Source organism: Bacillus safensis (assembly GCF_039619585.1).
GTDB classification, from domain to species: Bacteria; Bacillota; Bacilli; order Bacillales; family Bacillaceae; genus Bacillus; species Bacillus safensis.
Genome location: NZ_CP154909.1, coordinates 3,638,095 through 3,659,026, shown reverse-complemented (window position 1 = coordinate 3,659,026; position 20,932 = coordinate 3,638,095). Strand labels below are relative to the sequence as shown.

The 20,932-nt window shown below is 43.7% G+C and carries 14 protein-coding genes; 2 read left to right on the top strand and 12 right to left on the bottom strand.

Annotated features, from left to right (window positions below):
• Positions 1 to 20: 20 nt before the first annotated feature.
• Together AAYR28_RS18765 and rplI are read left to right on the top strand one after the other, a co-directional pair.
• Positions 21 to 2,000: a DHH family phosphoesterase gene (locus tag AAYR28_RS18765; RefSeq protein ID WP_046312571.1), complete on the top strand. Its 1,980-nt coding sequence runs from the start codon at positions 21 to 23 to the stop codon at positions 1,998 to 2,000.
• Positions 1,997 to 2,446: a 50S ribosomal protein L9 gene (gene rplI / locus AAYR28_RS18760; RefSeq protein ID WP_008359128.1), complete on the top strand. Its 450-nt coding sequence runs from the start codon at positions 1,997 to 1,999 to the stop codon at positions 2,444 to 2,446. Before AAYR28_RS18765 ends, rplI begins: the two co-directional genes overlap by 4 nt.
• A gap of 40 nt (positions 2,447 to 2,486) precedes the next feature.
• Here rplI and AAYR28_RS18755 read toward each other — a convergent pair whose 3' ends face one another.
• From AAYR28_RS18755 to AAYR28_RS18700, 12 genes are all read right to left on the bottom strand, one after another.
• Positions 2,487 to 3,701: a CynX/NimT family MFS transporter gene (locus AAYR28_RS18755; RefSeq protein ID WP_034283619.1), complete on the bottom strand. Its 1,215-nt coding sequence runs from the start codon at positions 3,699 to 3,701 to the stop codon at positions 2,487 to 2,489.
• A 22-nt stretch (positions 3,702 to 3,723) separates the two neighbouring features.
• Positions 3,724 to 3,870 carry a YycC family protein gene (locus AAYR28_RS18750; protein ID WP_064498621.1) on the bottom strand — a complete coding sequence of 49 codons (147 nt, stop codon included), beginning with the start codon at positions 3,868 to 3,870 and terminating at the stop codon, positions 3,724 to 3,726.
• Positions 3,871 to 3,942: 72 nt separating this feature from the next.
• On the bottom strand, positions 3,943 to 4,677 hold the full coding sequence (locus AAYR28_RS18745; RefSeq protein WP_101677466.1) for an alpha/beta hydrolase: 735 nt from the start codon (positions 4,675 to 4,677) through the stop codon (positions 3,943 to 3,945).
• Positions 4,678 to 4,771: 94 nt separating this feature from the next.
• Positions 4,772 to 5,737, bottom strand: a complete 966-nt coding sequence (locus AAYR28_RS18740; protein ID WP_034283615.1) for an iron-hydroxamate ABC transporter substrate-binding protein — start codon at positions 5,735 to 5,737, stop codon at positions 4,772 to 4,774.
• A 98-nt stretch (positions 5,738 to 5,835) separates the two neighbouring features.
• Positions 5,836 to 7,461: a helix-turn-helix domain-containing protein gene (locus AAYR28_RS18735; RefSeq protein ID WP_101677467.1), complete on the bottom strand. Its 1,626-nt coding sequence runs from the start codon at positions 7,459 to 7,461 to the stop codon at positions 5,836 to 5,838.
• A 123-nt stretch (positions 7,462 to 7,584) separates the two neighbouring features.
• Complete coding sequence (locus AAYR28_RS18730) at positions 7,585 to 7,812, bottom strand: MbtH family protein (protein ID WP_025093680.1); 228 nt, start codon at positions 7,810 to 7,812, stop codon at positions 7,585 to 7,587.
• 20 nt (positions 7,813 to 7,832) lie between these two features.
• Complete coding sequence (locus AAYR28_RS18725) at positions 7,833 to 14,981, bottom strand: amino acid adenylation domain-containing protein (protein ID WP_120208908.1); 7,149 nt, start codon at positions 14,979 to 14,981, stop codon at positions 7,833 to 7,835.
• 15 nt (positions 14,982 to 14,996) lie between these two features.
• Entirely contained in the window at positions 14,997 to 15,905 is a 909-nt protein-coding gene (locus tag AAYR28_RS18720; protein WP_120208911.1) for an isochorismatase family protein, read from the bottom strand.
• A gap of 19 nt (positions 15,906 to 15,924) precedes the next feature.
• Positions 15,925 to 17,544: a (2,3-dihydroxybenzoyl)adenylate synthase gene (locus tag AAYR28_RS18715; RefSeq protein ID WP_101677470.1), complete on the bottom strand. Its 1,620-nt coding sequence runs from the start codon at positions 17,542 to 17,544 to the stop codon at positions 15,925 to 15,927.
• A 27-nt stretch (positions 17,545 to 17,571) separates the two neighbouring features.
• Positions 17,572 to 18,750 carry an isochorismate synthase DhbC gene (gene dhbC, locus AAYR28_RS18710; protein ID WP_101677471.1) on the bottom strand — a complete coding sequence of 393 codons (1,179 nt, stop codon included), beginning with the start codon at positions 18,748 to 18,750 and terminating at the stop codon, positions 17,572 to 17,574.
• A 25-nt stretch (positions 18,751 to 18,775) separates the two neighbouring features.
• Entirely contained in the window at positions 18,776 to 19,561 is a 786-nt protein-coding gene (locus AAYR28_RS18705) for a 2,3-dihydro-2,3-dihydroxybenzoate dehydrogenase (RefSeq protein WP_120208913.1), read from the bottom strand.
• A gap of 4 nt (positions 19,562 to 19,565) precedes the next feature.
• Positions 19,566 to 20,450 carry an alpha/beta hydrolase gene (locus AAYR28_RS18700; RefSeq protein ID WP_120208915.1) on the bottom strand — a complete coding sequence of 295 codons (885 nt, stop codon included), beginning with the start codon at positions 20,448 to 20,450 and terminating at the stop codon, positions 19,566 to 19,568.
• Positions 20,451 to 20,932: the final 482 nt, after the last annotated feature.

Here is a 20,932-nt window from a genome sequence, read left to right as displayed (position 1 = left end):
ATGTTGAGGAGTTGATATCAGTGCCAAGCTTCTATAGAAAACCTGTCATCAAGTATCCGATCTTCGCGTTAATTGTTCTTGCGGTGGTCACAGTCCTCCTCAACCTTTATTTCAATTGGATCATAGGAGCAGTTGGTCTTATCGTCCTTGCAGGTGTGCTCTACTTCTTAAAGTGGGCAGATACGCAAGTGCAGAAAGAGATTGATTCATATATTTCAACATTATCCTATCGAGTCAAAAAGGTTGGAGAAGAAGCATTAATGGAGATGCCAATTGGTATTATGCTGTTTAATGACCAGTATTATATCGAATGGACCAATCCGTTTCTCGCTTCGTGCTTTCATGAAAGCACACTTGTCGGCAGATCCTTGTACGATACATTCGAGTCTATTGTGCCTCTTATTAAACAAGAGGTCGAGACCGAAAATGTGACGCTGAATGACCGGAAATTCAAAGTCATTATTAAACGGTCAGAGCGCCTTTTATATTTCTTTGATGTCACGGAACAGGTGCAGATTGAACGACAGTACGAAAATGAACGAACGGTGTTATCTTATATCTTTTTAGACAACTACGACGATGTCACGCAGGGCCTTGATGATCAAGTGCGCAGCGCGATTAATAGTGAAGTGACGTCTTTGCTCAACAATTGGGCACAAGAATACGGTATTTTCCTGAAGAGAATTTCGTCTGAACGATTTATGGCGGTTCTAAATGAGAGCATTTTAGCTGAGCTTGAAGCGTCAAAATTCTCCATTTTAGACGAGGTCCGTGAGAAAACAGGGGCACATAGTGCGACGCTTACTCTGAGTATCGGGATCGGTGCGTCCGTTCCTTCCTTGAAAGAGCTTGGAGCACTTGCGCAATCGAGTCTTGACCTTGCCCTCGGACGAGGCGGGGATCAGGTCGCCATTAAACAGCCGAATGGAAAAGTGAAATTCTACGGTGGAAAAACGAATCCAATGGAGAAACGGACACGCGTACGCGCACGGGTCATTTCTCATGCTTTAAAAGAAATTGTATCTGAAAGCGGTAATGTCATGATCATGGGGCATAAGTTCCCCGACATGGACTCGATCGGTGCATCCATTGGGATTTTAAAGGTCGCCCAGGCCAATGGAAAAGAAGGCTATATTGTCATTGATGCCAATCAGATTGGAGACAGTGTTCAACGCTTAATTAGTGAAATTAAAAATTATGAAGAGCTTTGGTCACGTTTTATCACCCCAGAGGAAGCAATGGAGCTTGCAAAGGATGACACATTGCTTGTCGTCGTGGATACACATAAACCGTCTCTCGTTATGGAAGAACGGCTGCTGAATAAGATTGAAAATGTCGTGGTCATTGACCATCATAGACGCGGCGAGGAATTTATCCGTGATCCTTTACTTGTTTATATGGAGCCGTATGCTTCATCTACAGCAGAGCTTGTGACAGAGCTTTTAGAATATCAGCCGAAGAAATTACGGATTAACATGATTGAGGCGACTGCGCTTCTGGCTGGGATCATCGTTGATACGAAGAGTTTCTCCCTGAGAACGGGGTCAAGAACGTTCGATGCAGCATCCTACCTTCGTGCAAAGGGAGCAGATCCTGTCCTTGTGCAAAAGTTCTTAAAAGAAACCGTCGATCATTACATCAAACGAGCAAAACTCATTCAGCATACAGAACTGTATCAAAATCAGGTGGCCATTGCTTCATTGCCATCTGACAGGTCGGAGTATTATGATCAAATTACGATTGCCCAGACAGCGGATTCCCTGTTGTCAATGAGTGAGGTAGAAGCGTCATTTGCTGTCGCTAGACGAGATGACGACACAGTATGTATTAGTGCTAGATCATTAGGGGATATCAACGTTCAAATTATTATGGAAGCATTAGACGGCGGCGGTCATTTGACTAACGCTGCTACCCAGATTTATGGTATAACCATTGAAGAAGCGGTAGGGAAATTAAAGGCTGCCATAGACGAATATTTCGAAGGAGGGGTTCAAAGATGAAAGTCATCTTTCTAAAAGACGTAAAAGGCAAAGGGAAAAAAGGCGAAGTCAAGAATGTAGCTGACGGATACGCGCACAACTTTCTCATCAAACAAGGGTTAGCTGTTGAAGCAACTCCAACGAACCTAAGCGCATTGGAAGGGCAGAAAAACAAAGAGAAAAAGAATGCCATCCAAGAGCTTGAACAAGCAAAACAATTAAAAGAAACACTTGAGGCGTTAACAGTGGAACTCACTGCAAAATCAGGTGAAGGCGGCCGTTTGTTTGGCTCGATTACAAGCAAACAAATCGCTGATAAATTGCAAAAAGATCATCAAATTAAACTCGATAAGCGTAAAATCGAGCTGAATGACGCCATCCGTGCATTAGGTTACACAAATGTACCGGTGAAGCTTCATCCAGAGGTACAAGCAACGTTAAAGGTACATGTGACAGAGCAGGCATAAGTAGAAAAGAACCCGTCTCACGAGGAGGCGGGTTCTTTTTTTATGAAGGATCTGAAATATAGACACTGCGTCCAGCACGCATACCGGATAAAAACATGAAAAATAGAATGATGATAAAGATGATAATCGCTGGTGTCCAAGTATGTGTGGAATCAAAAAGGATACCAATCATGAACGGCCCAACAGCAGCTAATAAATAACCGAGAGACTGCGCCATTCCAGAGAGGGCAGCTGCTTGTTCCATATTGGTTGTACGTAAACCGATAAATGTGAGGGCAAGACTGATACTGGCCCCTTGTCCAATGCCGATCAATAGAACAGAGATGACAAGGATAGGCGTCGATCCTCCGAGAAGAAGTCCAATCATGCCGAGTAAATACACAAGGACAAGACCGGCGACAAGCGGTCTTTGCGTTTTTAATTTTTCTGCAAAAACGGGTGTTAAGAAGGTGGATGGCAGCCCAACAAACTGCATAATGGACAGCATCCAGCCAGCTGTAGACAGGTTCATTCCATGGGATGTTAAGATATCAGGAAACCATGCGATGCTGCTATAGAAAAGGAATGACTGTAACCCCATAAAAAAGGTCACCTGCCATGCAACACGTGAACGCCATATTGGCTGCTCTGTAAGAGAAATACTTTTGACGGCCGCTGTATTCTGATGAAGAAGCTGCGGCGCCCAAACCATCATGGCGAGAAGGGCAAGTCCAGCCCATACAAGGAATGATGTATTCCAGCCGCCAGGCATCGTATGACTGAGCGGAACACTGACACCTGAAGCAAGTGCAGCGAAGACGGACATTGAAGTCGTATATACACTTGTCATCAAGCCTGCATGTGCAGGAAATTTATGCTTCACAAGCCCCGGTAAGAGCACATTACAAATCGCAATTCCAACGCCGACCAGCGCTGTTCCAATCATTAAGAAGGTGATGGAGCCAAACGAGCGAATCACAATCCCAAAGAGAAGGACGGCAAGTCCAAGCCAGAGGGTTCGTTCATTGCCAAGTCGTTTTCCAATTTTAGGGGCAATTGGAGAAAGCAATGCGAATGAGAGCAGTGGTAATGTCGTAAGAAAACCCGCCAGTCCATTTGAAAGCTGTAAATCGGAACGAATCGCGCCGATAACAGGGCCAACGGATGTAATGGCAGGCCGAAGATTAAATGCAATGAGCAAAATCCCAGCAATCAGCAGGATGGTTTGTCCTGTACTGCGAGGATGTAATGTTGATTTTTCTAGTTGTTGTTCCATGAATGTAAACTCCTTTATTTCTTTAAGAAGAACGATCTTTCTTCTGTTCAAGCTCCGCTAATTTAGCTAATAAGATATGCTGCGGCATATGCATGATTTGTTCTAACGGTACATTGAGTGATGCAGCAAGCTTTTGTGCGGTATCGGCTGAGATTTGTAAAGGTCTCATGCGCAAATCCCTCCTCTTTCAATCTATACGTTCCAATATATCATATCGGCTTTGTGCCATGCTGATAAAAAATTAGCGTTCTCTTTGATAAAACCACTTTAGGGCCGATAAGAAATTTTTTTGAAATTGTTTCAGATGATGGCCCTCCCCTTGTTCGATGTGATATTGCAGCTGCCTTTCTTGCATCCCTTTCTGTAATAAAAGGTCATGCAGTTGTTTGTTGAATAAAGGCATGTGCTGTTGAGCAGATGTTTTGCCTTTCCCTTCTTCACTGCCTACAGACAAATAAATAAAGTGATCCACACACTGAATGCTTTGTTGTTTAGCAAACGGTAGAAAATCTTGATACCAAAATGACCCGGAGATCGATGCGATGTTTTTAAAAAGATCAGGGTGCATGAATAAAGTATAAATAGCAAACAGCCCGCCTAATGAAGCACCTAAGTGGCTATGTTCATGACAGGTCTCTTGAACTGGATATTCTCTTTTGATATATGGGAGCAAGTCATTCGCTAAAAATGACACATACGTCTGTGCCTCACCTTTAAAGTCAGGAAACCCAGATCGCAGTGATGACGCCTTCCATGGTGTATATTCGTCAAGTCGATTGAATGGGTGTATGCCGACAATGATGATTGGTGAGATGGTTTTGGTTTCGATCATTCTTTCGATCTCTAGCAGGTGTGTTCTAAACAAAGAAGAGCCATCTTGTACAAAGACAGCTGGAACATCAATAGAGGTGTCCTGTGGGAGGTAAATATCAAGCTGACGCCCATTAAACTCATCATATAGAAACGTTCCGTTCATGTGTATCCTCTCCTAAAGGTTTTCAACTGCGTTGAAAAGAAGACAAAGGGCTAAACAATTTAGCCCTTTGTCAAAAATCTGATCACGCATCTGTTTAGTTGTTTTGATCTAACCATTTGACAGCCTTATCAAGGAAGGTTGTTTTGCTTAGTGCTGTTCCTCCTTGAAGCATAGGATCAACGGCATTTTCATTGATGTGCCCATTTTTCACAGCTTTTAGGCTTGTCCAAATTTTATTTTTCTCTAAGTCCTTCAATGCATTTGGATTCGAGGAGTTTTCCTCTTTAGAGAACTGAACAAAAATATAGTCAGGATTGAGTTCGCCTAGGCGCTCCAATGAAATCAATGCTTGTGCTTTGGCTTTTTTGATATCACTTGGTGCTGTAAATCCTAAGTCCCCATATAAGGTCGAGTTGAAGTATACGTCTTCAGGGTAAACGTACAGGTCGCCCTGTCTAATGCGCAAAATGACAGCTGTTTTGTTGCTGCTTTTGTCTTTCAGGGTTTCTTTCGCTTGTTTGAGATCTTTCTGATAATCAGAAATGATGTTTTTCGCTTCTTTACTTTTTCCAGTCAGTTCACCGAGTAATAATAGATTGCTTTCCCAGTCAGAAGAGACATGGGATACTGGGATCGTCGTTTGGACTTTATCCAATTTTTTAATTGTTGCAGGCGGGAACTTGGTTGATCCGAGTATCACATCTGGTTTTAGTTTTAGGATTTTTTCCAGGTTCGGTTCTGTTTTTTCACCGATACCTTCTGTTTTCGCTGTAATGTCTTTAAATAATTCAGGGAATGTGCCGCCTACAGTAGAAGCACCAATAGGCTCGATACCAAGTAATTTTGCATCTTCCATTGATTCAAGGCTTCCAGCAATGACAATTCGTTTCACTGGTGTTTTGAGTTTGTACGTTTGATCTAAGTAGTTGATATTTGTTTCTGCTGTTTCAGCTGACTTGCTTTTGGTCGTGTTTGAAGCAGGTTTATTTTCTGCAGCACCACAGGCTGCTGCGGTGATCGTCATGATACAAAGGATAAGCAATGCGAACCATTTTTTCATTTGTTTTCTCCTTTAACTGATAATTGTTCTCAATTAAAGATTGTAGTAGTCTTTTGTCCTTTTATCCATAGACAATGATCTGTCAAATGATGGACTTTTTACGGAAAAAAGGATAAAAGGTCCTGAATGACTCGTTGATGACTGGCTGCTGTGTATTCACGCCAAGGGTCAGACGTAAGTGGATAGACGGCTTGCTGCGTCACAGCCTTGAGATTTTGCCAAGACTCCTGCTGTTTTAATTTTTGATAAAAAGCAATGGTTTTTGGCTCCTTATGCAGGAAGAGGAAGATGGCGTCTGGATCTAGCTGTTGTATAGAGCGAATGCTGATTTTCTTTTCTATTAGCTGGCCGTCATTCTGAAAAGCTGGCAGAAGGCCAATGTCTTGAAAAATTACTTCTGACATGGTGCGATTCACAGACAAATAGAGCTGATCTTGAAAGATACGAAGAGGCAGGACGGTTTTTGGTGGATGATCAAAAAGGCATGCCTTTTTCGCTTGATTGACGAGTTCCTCGTAATGAATCAGCCATTCTTCTGCTTCGTTCGCTTCGTTTAGGAACGTAGCTGTTTGTTTGAATTGAGTGCGCCAATCTAATTGTGTGAATGGAACAAAGTGAACAGGACAGATGGTTTTTAACACTTGTTTTTCTTCCTCTGTCACATGATCATTGGCAATGATCAGCTCAGGTTTTGTTTCCTTTAATAGCTGTAAATTGGCTTCAGCGTGCTCGTTGATCCGATGTGCACTCAGGTGAATCGGAATTTCTTCTGCATGATGCTCAAAATCATGTGCTGTCCACTTAGGGTGAAGAGGGGCAGCATATGGGATGATATGAATGGGTGTGAGCTGGCCGAGTATGGAATGGCCATAGGCTGCAATTTTCCGCTGACGGCTTTTCATATAAGTTGAAGGGGTTATGCCCGTTTTTTTCTTAAAGATGCGGCTGAAGTAATACGGATCTTGATAGCCGATTTCCAGTGCAATGTCTTTGAGCTTTGCGTTGCCTTTTGCCATTAATTGTTTGGCTCTAGCCATCCTTTTTTTGGTGATATAATCACTGACACTCACATCAAAATGCTTTTTAAATAGCTCGCTGTAATGATTGGCGCTGATGCCAGCCATATGAGATAGACTTGTCAGGCTGAGGGGTTCTTCGGAATGTTGATCGATATATTGTTTTGTTTTGAAAAGGGCATGTGCCGTGTCACAAATATCTTCTTTATGCAGTGTGAAAAGCTGCATAATGAGCTGCTGAAAAAGAGTTTGGCTTCTAAAAAAGCTAATGGATTCAGGTCTTTGCCATTCCTCTGTCATATCGGACAATAAAGAATGAATATGTTCAATCGAGCTAATATCGATAAATTGCCATTTATTCAGTAAAGAACGGGCATGTTCCGTTGATACTTCTCCTATGTTTTGATTTTGCAGCGTGTAGAGCTGAAAGCGAAACAGATAGAGCTCGTGTTTTTGATAAGGCTCTGTTTTTAACATAAATGTTTCCCCAGGCATGATTGTATAGAGTGTCAGATGTTTCAATCGCCATTTTTGATCGTTCAATGTGAGTAAACCGCTGCCGCTTATGCTGAAGAGGAGGCAGAATGTATCTGATAGCTGCTGCTCTGTATGTGGAAGCTCTGCATTATTTATTTTTTCAGTATATGTTAATCGGTAGATGAATTGTTCGGCATTTGCCAATGTACGTAATTGATTGTTGTTTCCCATAAAACCACCTGATCTCTTATTGATTGATAAACATTCTCAATTAAATTGTAGCAGAAAGAGCTGAAAGATGGTGATGTTTATTCTGTCAAAAAAGCACCCTGATGGAGATCAGGGTGCGGTGATTTATTCCGTTTTTCCATGTGCTAGCGCAGGTTCTTTTGTTAAGCTTAATGGCCGCAAGTCCTGCCAGTGTGTCTGGATATAATCGATGCAGGCATTTCTAGTGTCTTCACCAAAGACCTTTTCCCATCCATCTGGCACTGGTGCAAATGATGGCCAAAGTGAATGCTGTCCTTGTTCATTGACCAGCACAAGAAATACACCGTCTTCACGATCAAAGGGATTTGTCATTTGTCATCTCTCCTTTATTCTTAGTGCTTTTGTTTGACCCGATGCAGTGCGTTGTCTAAGATGACACCAATTTCTGCTAGGGGTTTAGGCTGGCACATGTCTTTGTGCCGGCAATGAATGTCGTGCTGTTCGATTGTTCCGTTGATATAAGGTGCCCATGCTTCGGGATCAATTGGTGTAAACCAATCTGGGATAATGGTAGATCTAAAGAATAATATGTCCCCCTGATAAGTTTTTGGCTGATATTCTCCGAGCAATCGAACTGAATTCACATAGGTTTCTTTTAGATTTCTAATGGCATCTTCATTTAAGCTAGCTAGTGCACTGCCATCTTTTTTCAAGATGTCGATGGCACTTTTCATTGTGAGCGGTTCACCTGTTAAGGTATCTGGATCATAACCGCCAAGCGCAAGAAGAGCGATTAGTGCTTCTTCTTCATCAGGTGCTGCTTTAATCGGTAAGAAATGGTTCGGATAGGCATCCAGCATCGCAACGAGTGCGATTTCTTCACCTTGCTGCTGGAGCTGTGTAGCCATTGCCTGAACAACGTTTCCGCCTAGTGACCAGCCAAGAAGATGATAAGGGCCTTTGGGCTGAATGGTTTGGATGTGCTTGATGTAATCCGCAGCCATATCATCTAGTGTGTGCGGGTAGTCGTCTTTTCTTGCGATTCCTCGAGCCTGTAATCCATAAATAGGGATGTCTTTTTCTAATGTATTCAAGAGACCTGCATAGCACCAGCTAAGACCACCTGCTGGATGAACACAGAAGAGTGGATATCTTTCTCCATTTGTTCGCAGCGGCAGCAAGATGTCTAGTGCGTTTTCATCGCTTCCTGTTTCTAGTTTCTCTGCCAAACTTGCCACATTTGGTGCTTCAAACAATGTCCCAATGCTTAGTTTGACACCAAGTGCATCACGAATGCGGCTGATTAAACGAACTGCAAGCAGTGAGTGTCCGCCAATGTCAAAAAAGCGATCGTCTATGCTGATTTTAGGCAAATCAAGCACCTCTTCAAAGAGATGACATAGGATTTCCTCTTTCGGATTTCTAGGGCCGCGGCCATCTGCTTGCTGCATATGCAATTGAGGTGCTGGCAGTGATTTTTGATCAAGCTTCCCGTTTGCTGTAAGCGGCATGGCGTCAATCTGTACATATGCCGCGGGCACCATGTAATCAGGAAGACTGGCTGCTGCAAAATGACGAAGGGTCTCTGTATCGAAACGGTTTTCTTCAGTTGGGACGATATAGGCGACTAGGCGTTTGTCGCCAGGCTGATCCTCTCGCATCATGACGGCCACTTGTGCAACTGCATCGTGGCGTGCCAGAACGGCTTCGATTTCTCCAAGTTCAATGCGGAAGCCGCGTATTTTAATTTGATGATCAGCTCTGCCAATGTAATCAAGAGCCCCTTCTTCTGTCCAGCGCGCAAGGTCGCCTGTGCGATACATCCTTGTGCCAGGTGCGCCATAAGGATCGGCAGGGAATCGATCTGATGTCAGGTCAGGTCTGCCTAGATAACCTCTTGCAAGGCCAGCTCCAGCTACATACATTTCACCTGTCGTTCCAGGGGGAACAGGCTGCAGGTATTCATCTAGTACGTACACGTGTAAATCAGGAATCGGTTCGCCTATTAAACTGCTGGAGTTCTTTGTGATCATGTCTCGATTGAGTTCATTGTACGTAACGTGTACGGTGGTTTCTGTGATGCCGTACATGTTAATGAGCTTTGGCTTACAGTCTGAGTGACGGCTGTACCAATCTTCTAATCTGCTAAGCTCTAATGCTTCACCGCCAAAGATGACATAGCGGAGTGATAATGCTTGGCCTAGTGTTTGTTGTTCCTTGTCTATCTGCATGAGCTGATAGAAGGCAGAAGGTGTTTGATTAAGTACAGTCACGCCTTCCTCAACTAGAAGCTGCAGCATCTCTTCTGGGGAGCGAGAGATGGTATGAGGTACAATGACAAGCCGGCCGCTATATAAAAGTGGTCCCCATATTTCCCATACTGAAAAATCAAAGGCATAGGAATGGAACATTGTCCAAACATCTTCTTCATCAAATTGGAACCAATGTTCAGTAGATGTCAGAAGACGGATGACATTTTGGTGTGGGATGACCACTCCTTTTGGTTTCCCTGTAGAACCGGATGTATAAATAATATAGGCCGGATGCAGAGAAGATAGCGGTTCAATTCTGTCTATATCAGCCGGATTGTGATTTGGCGTAGTCAGCAATTGATCGCTCGTTTCTTTTTCGTCTAACAAAATCAAATCGCAATCAGCAGGGAGGTGCATTGCATCTGCTTTTGTTGTGATGCTGCAAACTGGTTTGGCATCTTGTATCATGTATGCCAGCCTGTCTGCTGGATAATCAGGATCAAGCGGAACATAGGCTGCGCCTGCTTTATGAACGGCTAATAAGCTTACGAGCATATCGATTGATCTAGGCAGGGCAAGTGCAACGAACTGTTCTGGTCCAACGCCTCTTTTTATTAATAAATGAGCAAGACGATTGGCTTTGTTATTTAACTCTTCATAGGTAAGCTGCCTCTTGCCATCCGTTACTGCGACTCGATCAGGGGATTGCTGCGCCGTTTTTTCAAATAAGGCCGGGAGACTATGTGCTTGGTCTAACTGAGCAAATGTCTTTTTGTCAGGGAGAAATGTTTGCCGCTCTTTATCTGATAAAATGTTCACTTGACCAATCGGCACATGCGGGCGCTCAGTCACTTCAGTTAAAAAGCGCTTCATTCTGTCAGCGATTGCTCGAATGGTGCTTTGTTTAAATACATCTGTGCTGAATTCAAACAATCCTGTTAATCCCGCTGCTGACCCAGTTTCCGTTCTTTGTTCTGCCAATTCGATGGTCAGATCAAATTTAGCTGACCCTACTGGTTTCACGTAAAGATCTGAGTCAAGTTGTGTCAGCTTCATTTCCGCCTTCGGTGTATTTTGGAAGGCTAGCATGACCTGGAACAATGGATTTCGTGATCTGGACCTGGTTGGATTTAGAATTTCGACTAGTCTTTCAAATGGCAGATCCTGATGCTCATAGGCTGCTAAGTCAACTTCTCGCACTCGTTTCAATAGCTCACTAAAGGTTGGATTACCAGCTGTATTTGTACGTAATACTAGTGTGTTCACAAATAATCCCACAATATCGTCAAGAGCATCGTCATTCCGTCCAGCAATTGGACTGCCGATTGGGATATCTGTACCGGCCCCAAGGCGTGTCAGTAATGCTGCAAGTGATGCTTGAAGCACCATGAACAAACTCACTTGATGCTGCTTTGCAAGCTCAAGGAGGTTCTGATGTAAAGCGGGTTCAATCGTAAAGTCTATCGTCGCACCGTTGAAGCTTCCTTCCTGTGGACGCGGGAAGTCATAAGGCAGTTCAAGTTCTTCAGGCAGGTCATGTAAGGCACCTTTCCAATAGCTGAGCTGCTTGGCAAATAGACTATCCGCCTTTTCTTCACTGCCCAACAGCTTCTGCTGCCAAATAGCATAGTCAGCATATTGAACAGGTTCTGCTGGCAAGGAGATGGATTTTCCTTGTATACGGGCTTCGTAAGCAGCAGCTAAGTCTCGCGTCAATGGTGCAAGTGACCAGCCGTCACCAGCGATGTGATGCAGCAATAGAAGCAGTACGGATCGGTTTGCATCAAGCGTGAATAATTCAGCTCGAAGTGCAGGTTCTTCTTCAATCTGAAAGCTATAGCGAATGGCTTCGTTTAACTGATTCTCAATTTGTTGATCGCTTGAAGCTGTGACATGGAGTTCAGGCTGAACACTTTTCGGGTGTAAAATGACCTGTCTTGGCATGCCGTTCTTATCTGGAAAAATGGTTCTAAGGGTTTCGTGTTTTTCAGTGATATCTGCCAGTGCACCAATGAGAGCTGTTTGATCTAGTGTACCTGTCAGCTGAATGACAAGTGGAATATTGTAAGTTGGACTTGGCCCTTCAAGGCAATGAAGGAACCAGAGCCGTTTTTGGGCAAAGGATAATGGAATTTCATCTGGTTTGTCTTCAACCTGAAGCGGCGGCCGAATGTCCTTCGCTTTGTCAATGTGCTGCGCAAGCTCAGCAACCCGAGGCGATTCAAAAATGGTACTCATACTTAGGTCTGCACCAAGTGTATCGCGTATACGTCTAAGCAGGCGAGCGGCGAGTAAGGAATGTCCTCCTAAGTCAAAGAAACTATCATCTATGCCAATTTGAGATAGACCAAGGGTTTCTGCAAATAAACTACATAACATGTCTTCTTGTGGTGTTCTAGGTGTACGCTCAGAACTAACTAAAGACATATTTGGTGCTGGTAATGCTTTGCGGTCGATTTTGCCGTTTGGTGTAAGTGGAAGTTCTGGCAAAACGACAACAGCAGAGGGCACCATGTAGTCAGGAAGTAATGAAGCCGCAAACTGCCTGAGCTCTGAAGGGTGCAGAGAAGACCCGTCTGTCAGCACAACATACGCACAAAGCAGCTGCTGCCCAGGTTGATCCTCATGAACGATAACAGATGTATGCTTTATGGCTTGATGCTGCATCATCACTGTTTCAATTTCACCTAGTTCAATACGGAAGCCGCGTATTTTAATTTGATGATCGGCACGGCTGATATAATCAATTGAACCATCTTCACGCCATCTGGCTAAATCACCAGTGCGATACATTCTCGTGCCTTTTGTGCTGAATGGATCAGCGACAAAACGTTCAGCCGTTAAATCATATCGTCCAAGATATCCTCTGGATACTCCTTCACCTGCAATATAAAGCTCACCGATTGATCCTGCTGGGACTGGGTTTAGTCCTTCATCTAAAATGTAAATGCTCGTATTCCAAATGGGTTTACCAATTGCCGGTCCACTATTTTCTCGATGTGCTGTGACATTTTCCATCGTAGACCAGATCGTCGTTTCTGTAGGTCCGTACAAATTAGTAATGTCACATTGAAGAGATTGCAATGTGTGCAAAAGGGAGGCAGGGAGAGCTTCACCTCCAACAAGAACACGCATACCTGTGATCACATCAGGGTATTCATCTGCCAACGCATGCCACAACGTTGGTGTTGCCTGCATGATTGTGACATGATGAGAACGAATCATGTCTGAAAGCTTTGCTGGTTCTTGTATGGTTTCTTTTTTTGCCAATAAAATAGCAGCCCCATGTAAAAGCGGTAGGAACATTTCCAGCCCAGAAATATCAAAGGCAATGGTTGTTACCGCTAAAAGCTGGTCTTTTTGATCTAATAAAAATGAATCTTGCATGGACAATATAAAGTTGATCACATTTCGTTTTGTTACAACAACACCCTTTGGTTTGCCTGTCGATCCTGATGTGTAGAGGATGTAAGCTGGGTGATGTGGAGAGCCCTCGCTCCAAGCCGGATTGATGTGCGGACTGTCTGCTATCTCCTGATGAACAGTTGAATCATCCAGCTGAACGATGTGCGGATGGTTCAAACCGTCTGCTGTCTCTTTAATTGTGAGCAAGCACGCCGGTTTGGCATCTTCTAGCATATAGGCGACACGATCGTTAGGATAATCAGGGTCTAGTGGCAGATATGCGGCTCCCGTTTTGACGACGGCTAATAGACTTACGACCATATTGATGGACCGAGGCAGAGCAATTGCGACAAATTGTTCTGGTCCAATGTCATGTTTTTTCAAATAATGAGCTAATTGATTAGCCCGCTGATTCAACTCCTCATAGGTCAAAGTAATTCCTTCAAACTGTAATGCTTTTGCTTGTGGTGTTTTGCTCACCTGTTTTTCAAATAGTTCCCGTAAAGATTCCCTTGGTAATTCTCGTTTTGTATCATTCCAGTGCTTGAGGATGTTCTCTTTCTCTTCAGACAAAAGAAGGTTGAATTGACTGATCGTTTGATCTTGCTCTAGTCCGGTTATTTCCTCCAGCAATTGAAGAAAACGCTGCTGATGAGCGTCAACTGCTTGCTCTTTGTATACGGCAGGGTTTGCATCAAAGTCGATTTGAAATCCGTTCCCATCCGCGCGGTCGTATATGTTGATCGATATATCATCCACGGGTCCTGCTGAGAGGTTATGTGCTTGACCCATGCTCTGATCGAACATGAGATCATAATCAAATGGCATGATATTGATCTGCGGGCCAAATAATCGCTGATTTCTTCCGATAAGTTTAAAGTCTCTCCGCATGTCCTCGTGGCGATATCTTTGATGAGGGCGAATGGCTTTTAGTTCATCAGATACTTGGCGAACAAGTGCTGATAGCGTCATTTCTGGTTTGCATGTTAAACGAAGCGGTACCAGGTTCATGACCATTCCGGGTGTTTGTAAGGCGCACGATCCAAGGCGCATCATCACAGGTAATCCTAAAACAATATCATGTGCACCAGTCATACGATGCATATATAAAGCGGATGCAGCAAGGATCATTTCATGCCACGTACCACCGAAGGCTTGAGCATTTTTTTTCATTTTGCTTACCTTTTCTGCATCGTAGCCAGCCGTTTTTCGGATAAAATGATCCGACGTTCTTGGGGCAAGCTCAGCAAGGCTGACAACTTCAGGTTGATCAGCAAAGCGATTTTTCCAAAACGCTTGATCATCTTCATATCGATTAGACTGTTGATAGGTGAGCTCCTCTTGGACTACGTCATGTAAGGATCCAAATGTTTGAGGGGGCATAGGTGTCCCATTCGATAGGGCTGAATAGACCTCAGCAACACGACGCGCAATGAGCGAAAAGGCGAATCCATCAATGGCAATGTGATGAATGCGCTGATACCAAATAAATCGGTCGTCAGCAAGCTGAAAAAGTACTTCACGGAATAATACATCTTTCTCTAAAGAGACTGGTGTTGAAAGATCGGCTTTCATCCATGCTTTAGCCGCATCAAGAGGCTGTTTTTCATTTTGTAAATTAACATATTGAAATGGAATCTCTTTCTTAGATGTCATCCATTGCTTTGGACCGTCAGTATCCTCAACGAATTGCATATACAAGGAATCTGCTTCTAAGACAGTCTTTCTAATGGCTGCTTCAAATTGTATGGGATCAATAGGACCTTTAATCTCTATATACTCAGCTGTATTGAAAATAGGATTAGCTGGATCAAGCTGCTGCGCGTACCAAATGCCTGATTGGGCACCGGTTAGCGGGAATGAATCGACTGACTGGATCGACAAGGGTCTATACCTCCTTTACAAGTAATCGATATTTGGGATAGATGGCTGCTTTTCTGGGAAAAGAAGAGTCCGCCAATGAGCGAGCGTTGGATTTGCTGCAAGCTCAACGAAATTGACTGTCGCTCCTTGCTGCCTCCACTTTTCCGCTAGGCTCATCATTCTAATAGAATCAAGCCCAAGGTAGACGAGATTCTCATCAAGTGGTATTTCATTTGGCTCGATTTGGAGATACTCAGCTACTTGGTGAACGATGGCCTCAAAGGATAAATCATCACTGTTTGGTTCTTGTCCTGTTAAACGACTGATGATTTGGTTTGTCGTTGTGGTGACTGCACAGCGTTCAGCTGCATAGGTCATGGCCATTTTGTGATGTTTCAGTGAAAAGTCAGCGACGGCATCGGCGACAAAAAAGGTTTCAATATCGAGCATGAATGCTTCTGCGGCTGTCAGCATACAGCCAATATGTGCATATACGCCAGTAATGATTAGTTGATCACGCCCGCCTTCTTGAAGGATATCCAAAAAATTAGATTTCTTGAATGCGCTATAACGCCATTTTGTCAGCATTGTATCTGCTTCAGATGGAGCAAGCTGATCAATGATTTTTGTCAATGCTTCATCATCACCAAGTCCAGGTCCCCAAAAATCTGTTAATAAGGCACGATCCTTCGGGTCTTGGTCACCAGGTTGCGCTGTATAGACGACGGGGATTCCAAGTTCATTGCATGTATCACGTAATTGTTGAATATGCTGCACTAACTCTGTGATCGGTGATGTATCTTGTTGAAATGCATTTAAAAAATATTGTTGCATGTCATGTATCAGCAGAACAGCACGTTTCGGATCTGGTATCCAGTTCACTTTATTTTCGGGTAAATCTTGTGTGCTTGGCATTGGATATGCAGGAATAGTAGGGATTGCCATGATTTTCACTCCTCATTTTTTATACGTTGGCAGTATGGGTTGCAGCTAATTCTCTTAATGCCTTTTTACTGACTTTGCCTACACCTGTTTGTGGGAACGCATCGATCCATTCAATGCGGTCGGGAATTTTAAAGGCTGCGAGCCCGCGTTCTCTTAGAAATGATTTTAAGATGTGCGGTGTTGGTTTGTTGTTTCCTTTCGCGATAACAAAGGCACATGAGCGTTCGCCAAGAAATGGATCTGGCATAGACACCATGGCGGCATCATGAATGTCAGGATGCGCAAGTAAATGGTTTTCAACTTCTTCAGCGGCAACTTTTTCGCCGCCACGATTGATTTGATCCTTGTCTCTGCCTTCTACAACAACATTGCCTTCTTTGGTTAATCGCACGATGTCACCTGTTCTGTAAAAGCCATCGGGTGTAAATGCTTTTTTGTTTTGTTCATCGGCTTTATAGTAGCCGCGAATCGTATAAGGTCCTCTTGTTAAAAGATGTCCAGCCACTTCATGCGGGACGGGCTTGTCCTCATCATCTACCACTAGTACCTCATCATATTCAGACATTGGGCGTCCTTGTGTATGAATAATGACATGTTCAGGATCATCTAATCTGGTATAGTTGACCAGACCTTCTGCCATGCCAAAAACTTGCTGTAACTTACATCCAAGTGTAGGCATCACTCGTTTTGCTGCCTCAGCACTGAATTTAGCACCACCGACTTGTAAGACTTCAAGACTCGATAAGTCATCTGACCGATGAGGAGCGGCCTCTAGCCAAATCAATGCGATAGGTGGAACGACAGCGGTAATGGTCGCCCGTTCTTTTTCAATGAGTGGAAAGACGACATCAGGGCTTGATCCAGGTGCAAGAACGACTCTTCCGCCTGCGTATAACGTCCCAAGGACGCCAGGCGAGCTTAATGGATAGTTGTGCGCAACCGGAAGTGCAGCTAGATACACACTATCTTGTGTGAGCTCGCACACTTCATTGCTTTTCCAAAGACTATAAATATAGTCATCATGTGTACGAGGAATCAGCTTAGAAAGGCCTGTGCTGCCTCCAGATAACTGAAGAAACGCAATATCGCTTGCCTCTACATGAATTTGAGGATCGAGTGCTGGGTCCTTGCGCAGATCATCCAAGTCAAGGAATTCCTCAGCTTCCCCTGCAACAATGACATGAGGTAATGAGGGAAGCTTTTCTTTCACTTGACGTGCGAGTGATCGATAATCAAAGCCGCCATCGATATCTGGTATGACATATGCGTCTGCTTCGGCAAACTCAATAAAATAAGTGATTTCACTGCTTCTATGAGATGGCAGAGAGAAGACGGGTAAAGCACCGATTCGAAATAAAGCGAAAATGACTTCAAAAAAAGCAGGAATGTTAGGAAGCTGCACGACAACTCGACTTCCTTTCTGAATTCCAAGCTGATGAAAACCGGCAGCAAGACTGCTGACGCGCTGATCAAGTTCTTGGTAGCTTATGTGCGTATCAGCGTATGTAATGGCTGTTTTATTTCCTAACGATACGGCGCGTTCACGAAGCATACCGCCAAAGGATTCCCCACGCCAACAGCCGTTTTCACGGTAGCGTTTTGCAAATTCTTCTGGCCATGTAGGTGGTTGAACAAACATGTTTTTGTCATCTCCTATTTATTTTTATCACTGATAGATGCCCATCGCGTGAAGCATCGTGTTGAATTTTGCAGATGTTTCAGCTAGCTCTTCTTCTGCCTTTGATCCTTTGACCACTCCTGCACCAGCAAAGAGACGGAGAGAATGACCCTCAGCTTCTGCACAACGAATGGTGACAATCCAATCACCATCACCATTTGTATCTGCCCAACCGATCATTCCTGTGAAAAATCCTCGATCGAAGGGTTCAATCGCTTGAATGGCTTCACGTGCATCTGCTGTAGGTGTGCCGCATACTGCGGGTGTTGGATGAAGGCTAAGTGCCAAATCAATTGAGGACACACTGGAATCTATTAAGTCACCTTTGACCACAGTAGATAAATGCCACATCGTTTCTGTTTGAATGACGGATGGTGATGCAGGCACATCTAGTGTATGACAGTATGGAGTAAGCGCTTTAGTGACAGCTTCAACAACCACTGCGTGCTCGTGTAAATCCTTCGCTGAGGTAAGGAGTTCATCGCGGCGGCGCTGGTCTTCTACTGGATCTGAACTGCGCGGCCGGGAACCAGCGAGTGGATTGGAAATCACAGATGAACCGGTTTTAGAAAGGAGCAGCTCAGGGCTTGCCCCAAGAAGTGTGCGCTTTTGGGAAGCCTTCGGATCAGCTACATTTGCAGCAAACGTATAGCCAGTCGTATTATGACGAGCCAGTCGTTCGAGTATTGTTTTCGTAGGAATGTCTTGATTTGATTTGAGATGGAGAGATCGAGAAATGACGATTTTGCTAAGCTCTCCTTTTTCAATTTTAGCTAACCCTTCGTTCACACCATTCATGTAGACTTCAGGAGAAGGGACAGGTGTCACCTCATAGGATGGCGATGCCGCTTCTGACTCCTCATCACCTTGTTGAAATTCGAGTGGATCACTAAACTGTACATGGAATGGTACATTTAAACGAACGGGCTGCGCCGGTTCAAACGGGACAGCACCAGCCACAATCGGTGTTTGAATTCCAGCTTGTTTGGCATCTTCAAATACGTGCGCTACCCTTGTGGATAGTTCATTTAGCTGATTGGTTTCAATATGCTGGAAAATCCCTTCGGCAAGTATTGTGCGTTTAGGGGAAGCAAGGAAAAAAGCACCTGGCTGATAGTCTTGAAGCAATTGTACTTTTTCTTCGGACGACAATAATGGATGTTTCATGAAAAAGCCTCCTTTTAATGAAATGCTAGATTCCGAGTGTTGCGCCGCCATCGATCGTGAGATTCTGCATCGTAATATGACTGGATTGCTCAGATGCAAAGAAAATGACTGCATCAGCGATATTTTGAGGATCAGCGATTTTTTGTAAAGGAATACCGGTTTTATACGTCTCTAGTGAACCTTTAATCACCTGATTTTCTCCTTGTTTATCAGGCCATAAAGCCCATTGCATAGGCGTTGCGGTAGACCCAGGAGAGACGACGTTGCACCTGATTCCATAGGCAGCCAGTTCTAATCCAAGCGTTTTTGTAAATGAAGTGGCTGCTGCTTTTGAAGCGGCATAAGCAGCCATATTCATTCTAGGAATGGCACCTGCGTTAGAGCTGACGGTCACAATGACCCCTTCTGATCTTTTTATCATGTATTTGGAGACAGCTTGAGATACGTAAAAGACACCATGTGTGTTGACTGCGAAAGTTTGCTGCCAGTCATCTGCACTAAGCTGGTCAATAGAACCCATTCGAAGAATGCCTGCTACATTGACCAGTAAATAAATGGGGCCAAGCTGCTTTTCAATTTGATCGACAATGTGCTGAACAGATGCTTGATCGGTAATGTCACCTGGATAGGCAAAGGCACGTATGCCTTCATCATTCATTTGCTGGACGGTGCTTTGCAGCTGATCTTCTTTTACGTCAACTGCTGCAAGAATCGCACCTTCTTCGGCTAGTCTTTTTGCGACTGCTTGTCCAATACCCTGTCCTGCGCCTGTGACAAGGACAATTTTTTGAGATAGACCACTGTGTTTCATGTGTTCACTGCCTTTCCTTCATGTCTGTGGTTGTGAAAGGATCATCATGATAGAGTGCAAATCGAAAAGCGTCATTCATCAGCACCGGTAAAACGGACGTATGTCCTTCTTTAGGGAATTCGTGATAGGCTGTATGCAAGCCATATGGGGATAAGGGCAGCATACGATTTGCTAGTCCATGTGCATGATCATTCATTTGACACGGATGATGCTTTTCTAACTCACCTACACCTACAAGCAGCCTGACATTCATAGACATCTGACGTATATGGCTGGTGAATTGGTGTTCTTTTTCTAGAAATAATTTTTTGTTCCAGTGGATAGAAGGACTGCCCGCAATATATGTCTGATAAGCATCAGGGTGCTCAAATAGTGTGTGTAATACAAAAAGACCGCCAAGAGAGTGCCCAAATAGTGTTTGACGACTCTGGTTGATCGGAAAGCGCTGCTCGATATAAGGCTTTACAATCTTTTCTAAAAAAGAAAAGAACGCAGAGGCGCCGCCATATGTATGGTTGGAGAAGTCCTTTCTTTTGCCACCAATGGAAGCGTCAGGGCCGGTTAGAGTGAGATCATAATGTCTGAGCGGATGATAGGGCGCTTCTGTCTGATAGCCAATTCCAACAATGATGGCAGGTACAACACCTGTTTTTTCGGGTCTTCTTGACTGTAAACGAATGGCTTCGACCATTGTGCCAAAAAGTGAATTCCCATCAAGCACGTACATGACTGGAAAACCAGCCGCTGGAGGAGTAGTAGTCGGTTTAAATATAAAAAGTCTGTATGGGTGTGCTGTGATATCCAGTTGCTCCGTCCCAGGTATAAAAAAAGGACGGCTTTCTCCGAAAAGAGAATCCTCAGTACCCATTCCTTCAGGGCGTTTGGACATGTGTAAAAAATCCCCTTCCTCAAATTGACTCTCATATGCTGATAAAAGCAGGCTTGCGGATATAGGATGAGTGTAGAGATTGAAGAATGGTCCCTTCAAATGAAAATGATTCTCAATTATCACGCAAGCAAATCAAATGATAATGGTTATCAATTATGAAGTCAAATGTTCATTAAGTGGTGTAATTGATAATTTGATCTAAATTTTCGGAAAATAAAGGACTAAATAACTACCAAATGAATGGAAATAGGGAATGCCGGACTGAGTCATTTAAAAAGAGGAGAAATGCCAAAAGACCTTGACCGTCACGGGATATTTACCATTTTCTTCTGTTTGATTCAGGAATATATATAGGTTTTTCTTCTTGAAATCATTTTGAGGAAAAATAAGTCTATAGACCTTCTTGTATTTTTAGGAAAAAAGAGGAGAATTTTTCGAAAAGCTGGTGAGCATATCTCACAACTTATTCAATCTCATGCGTA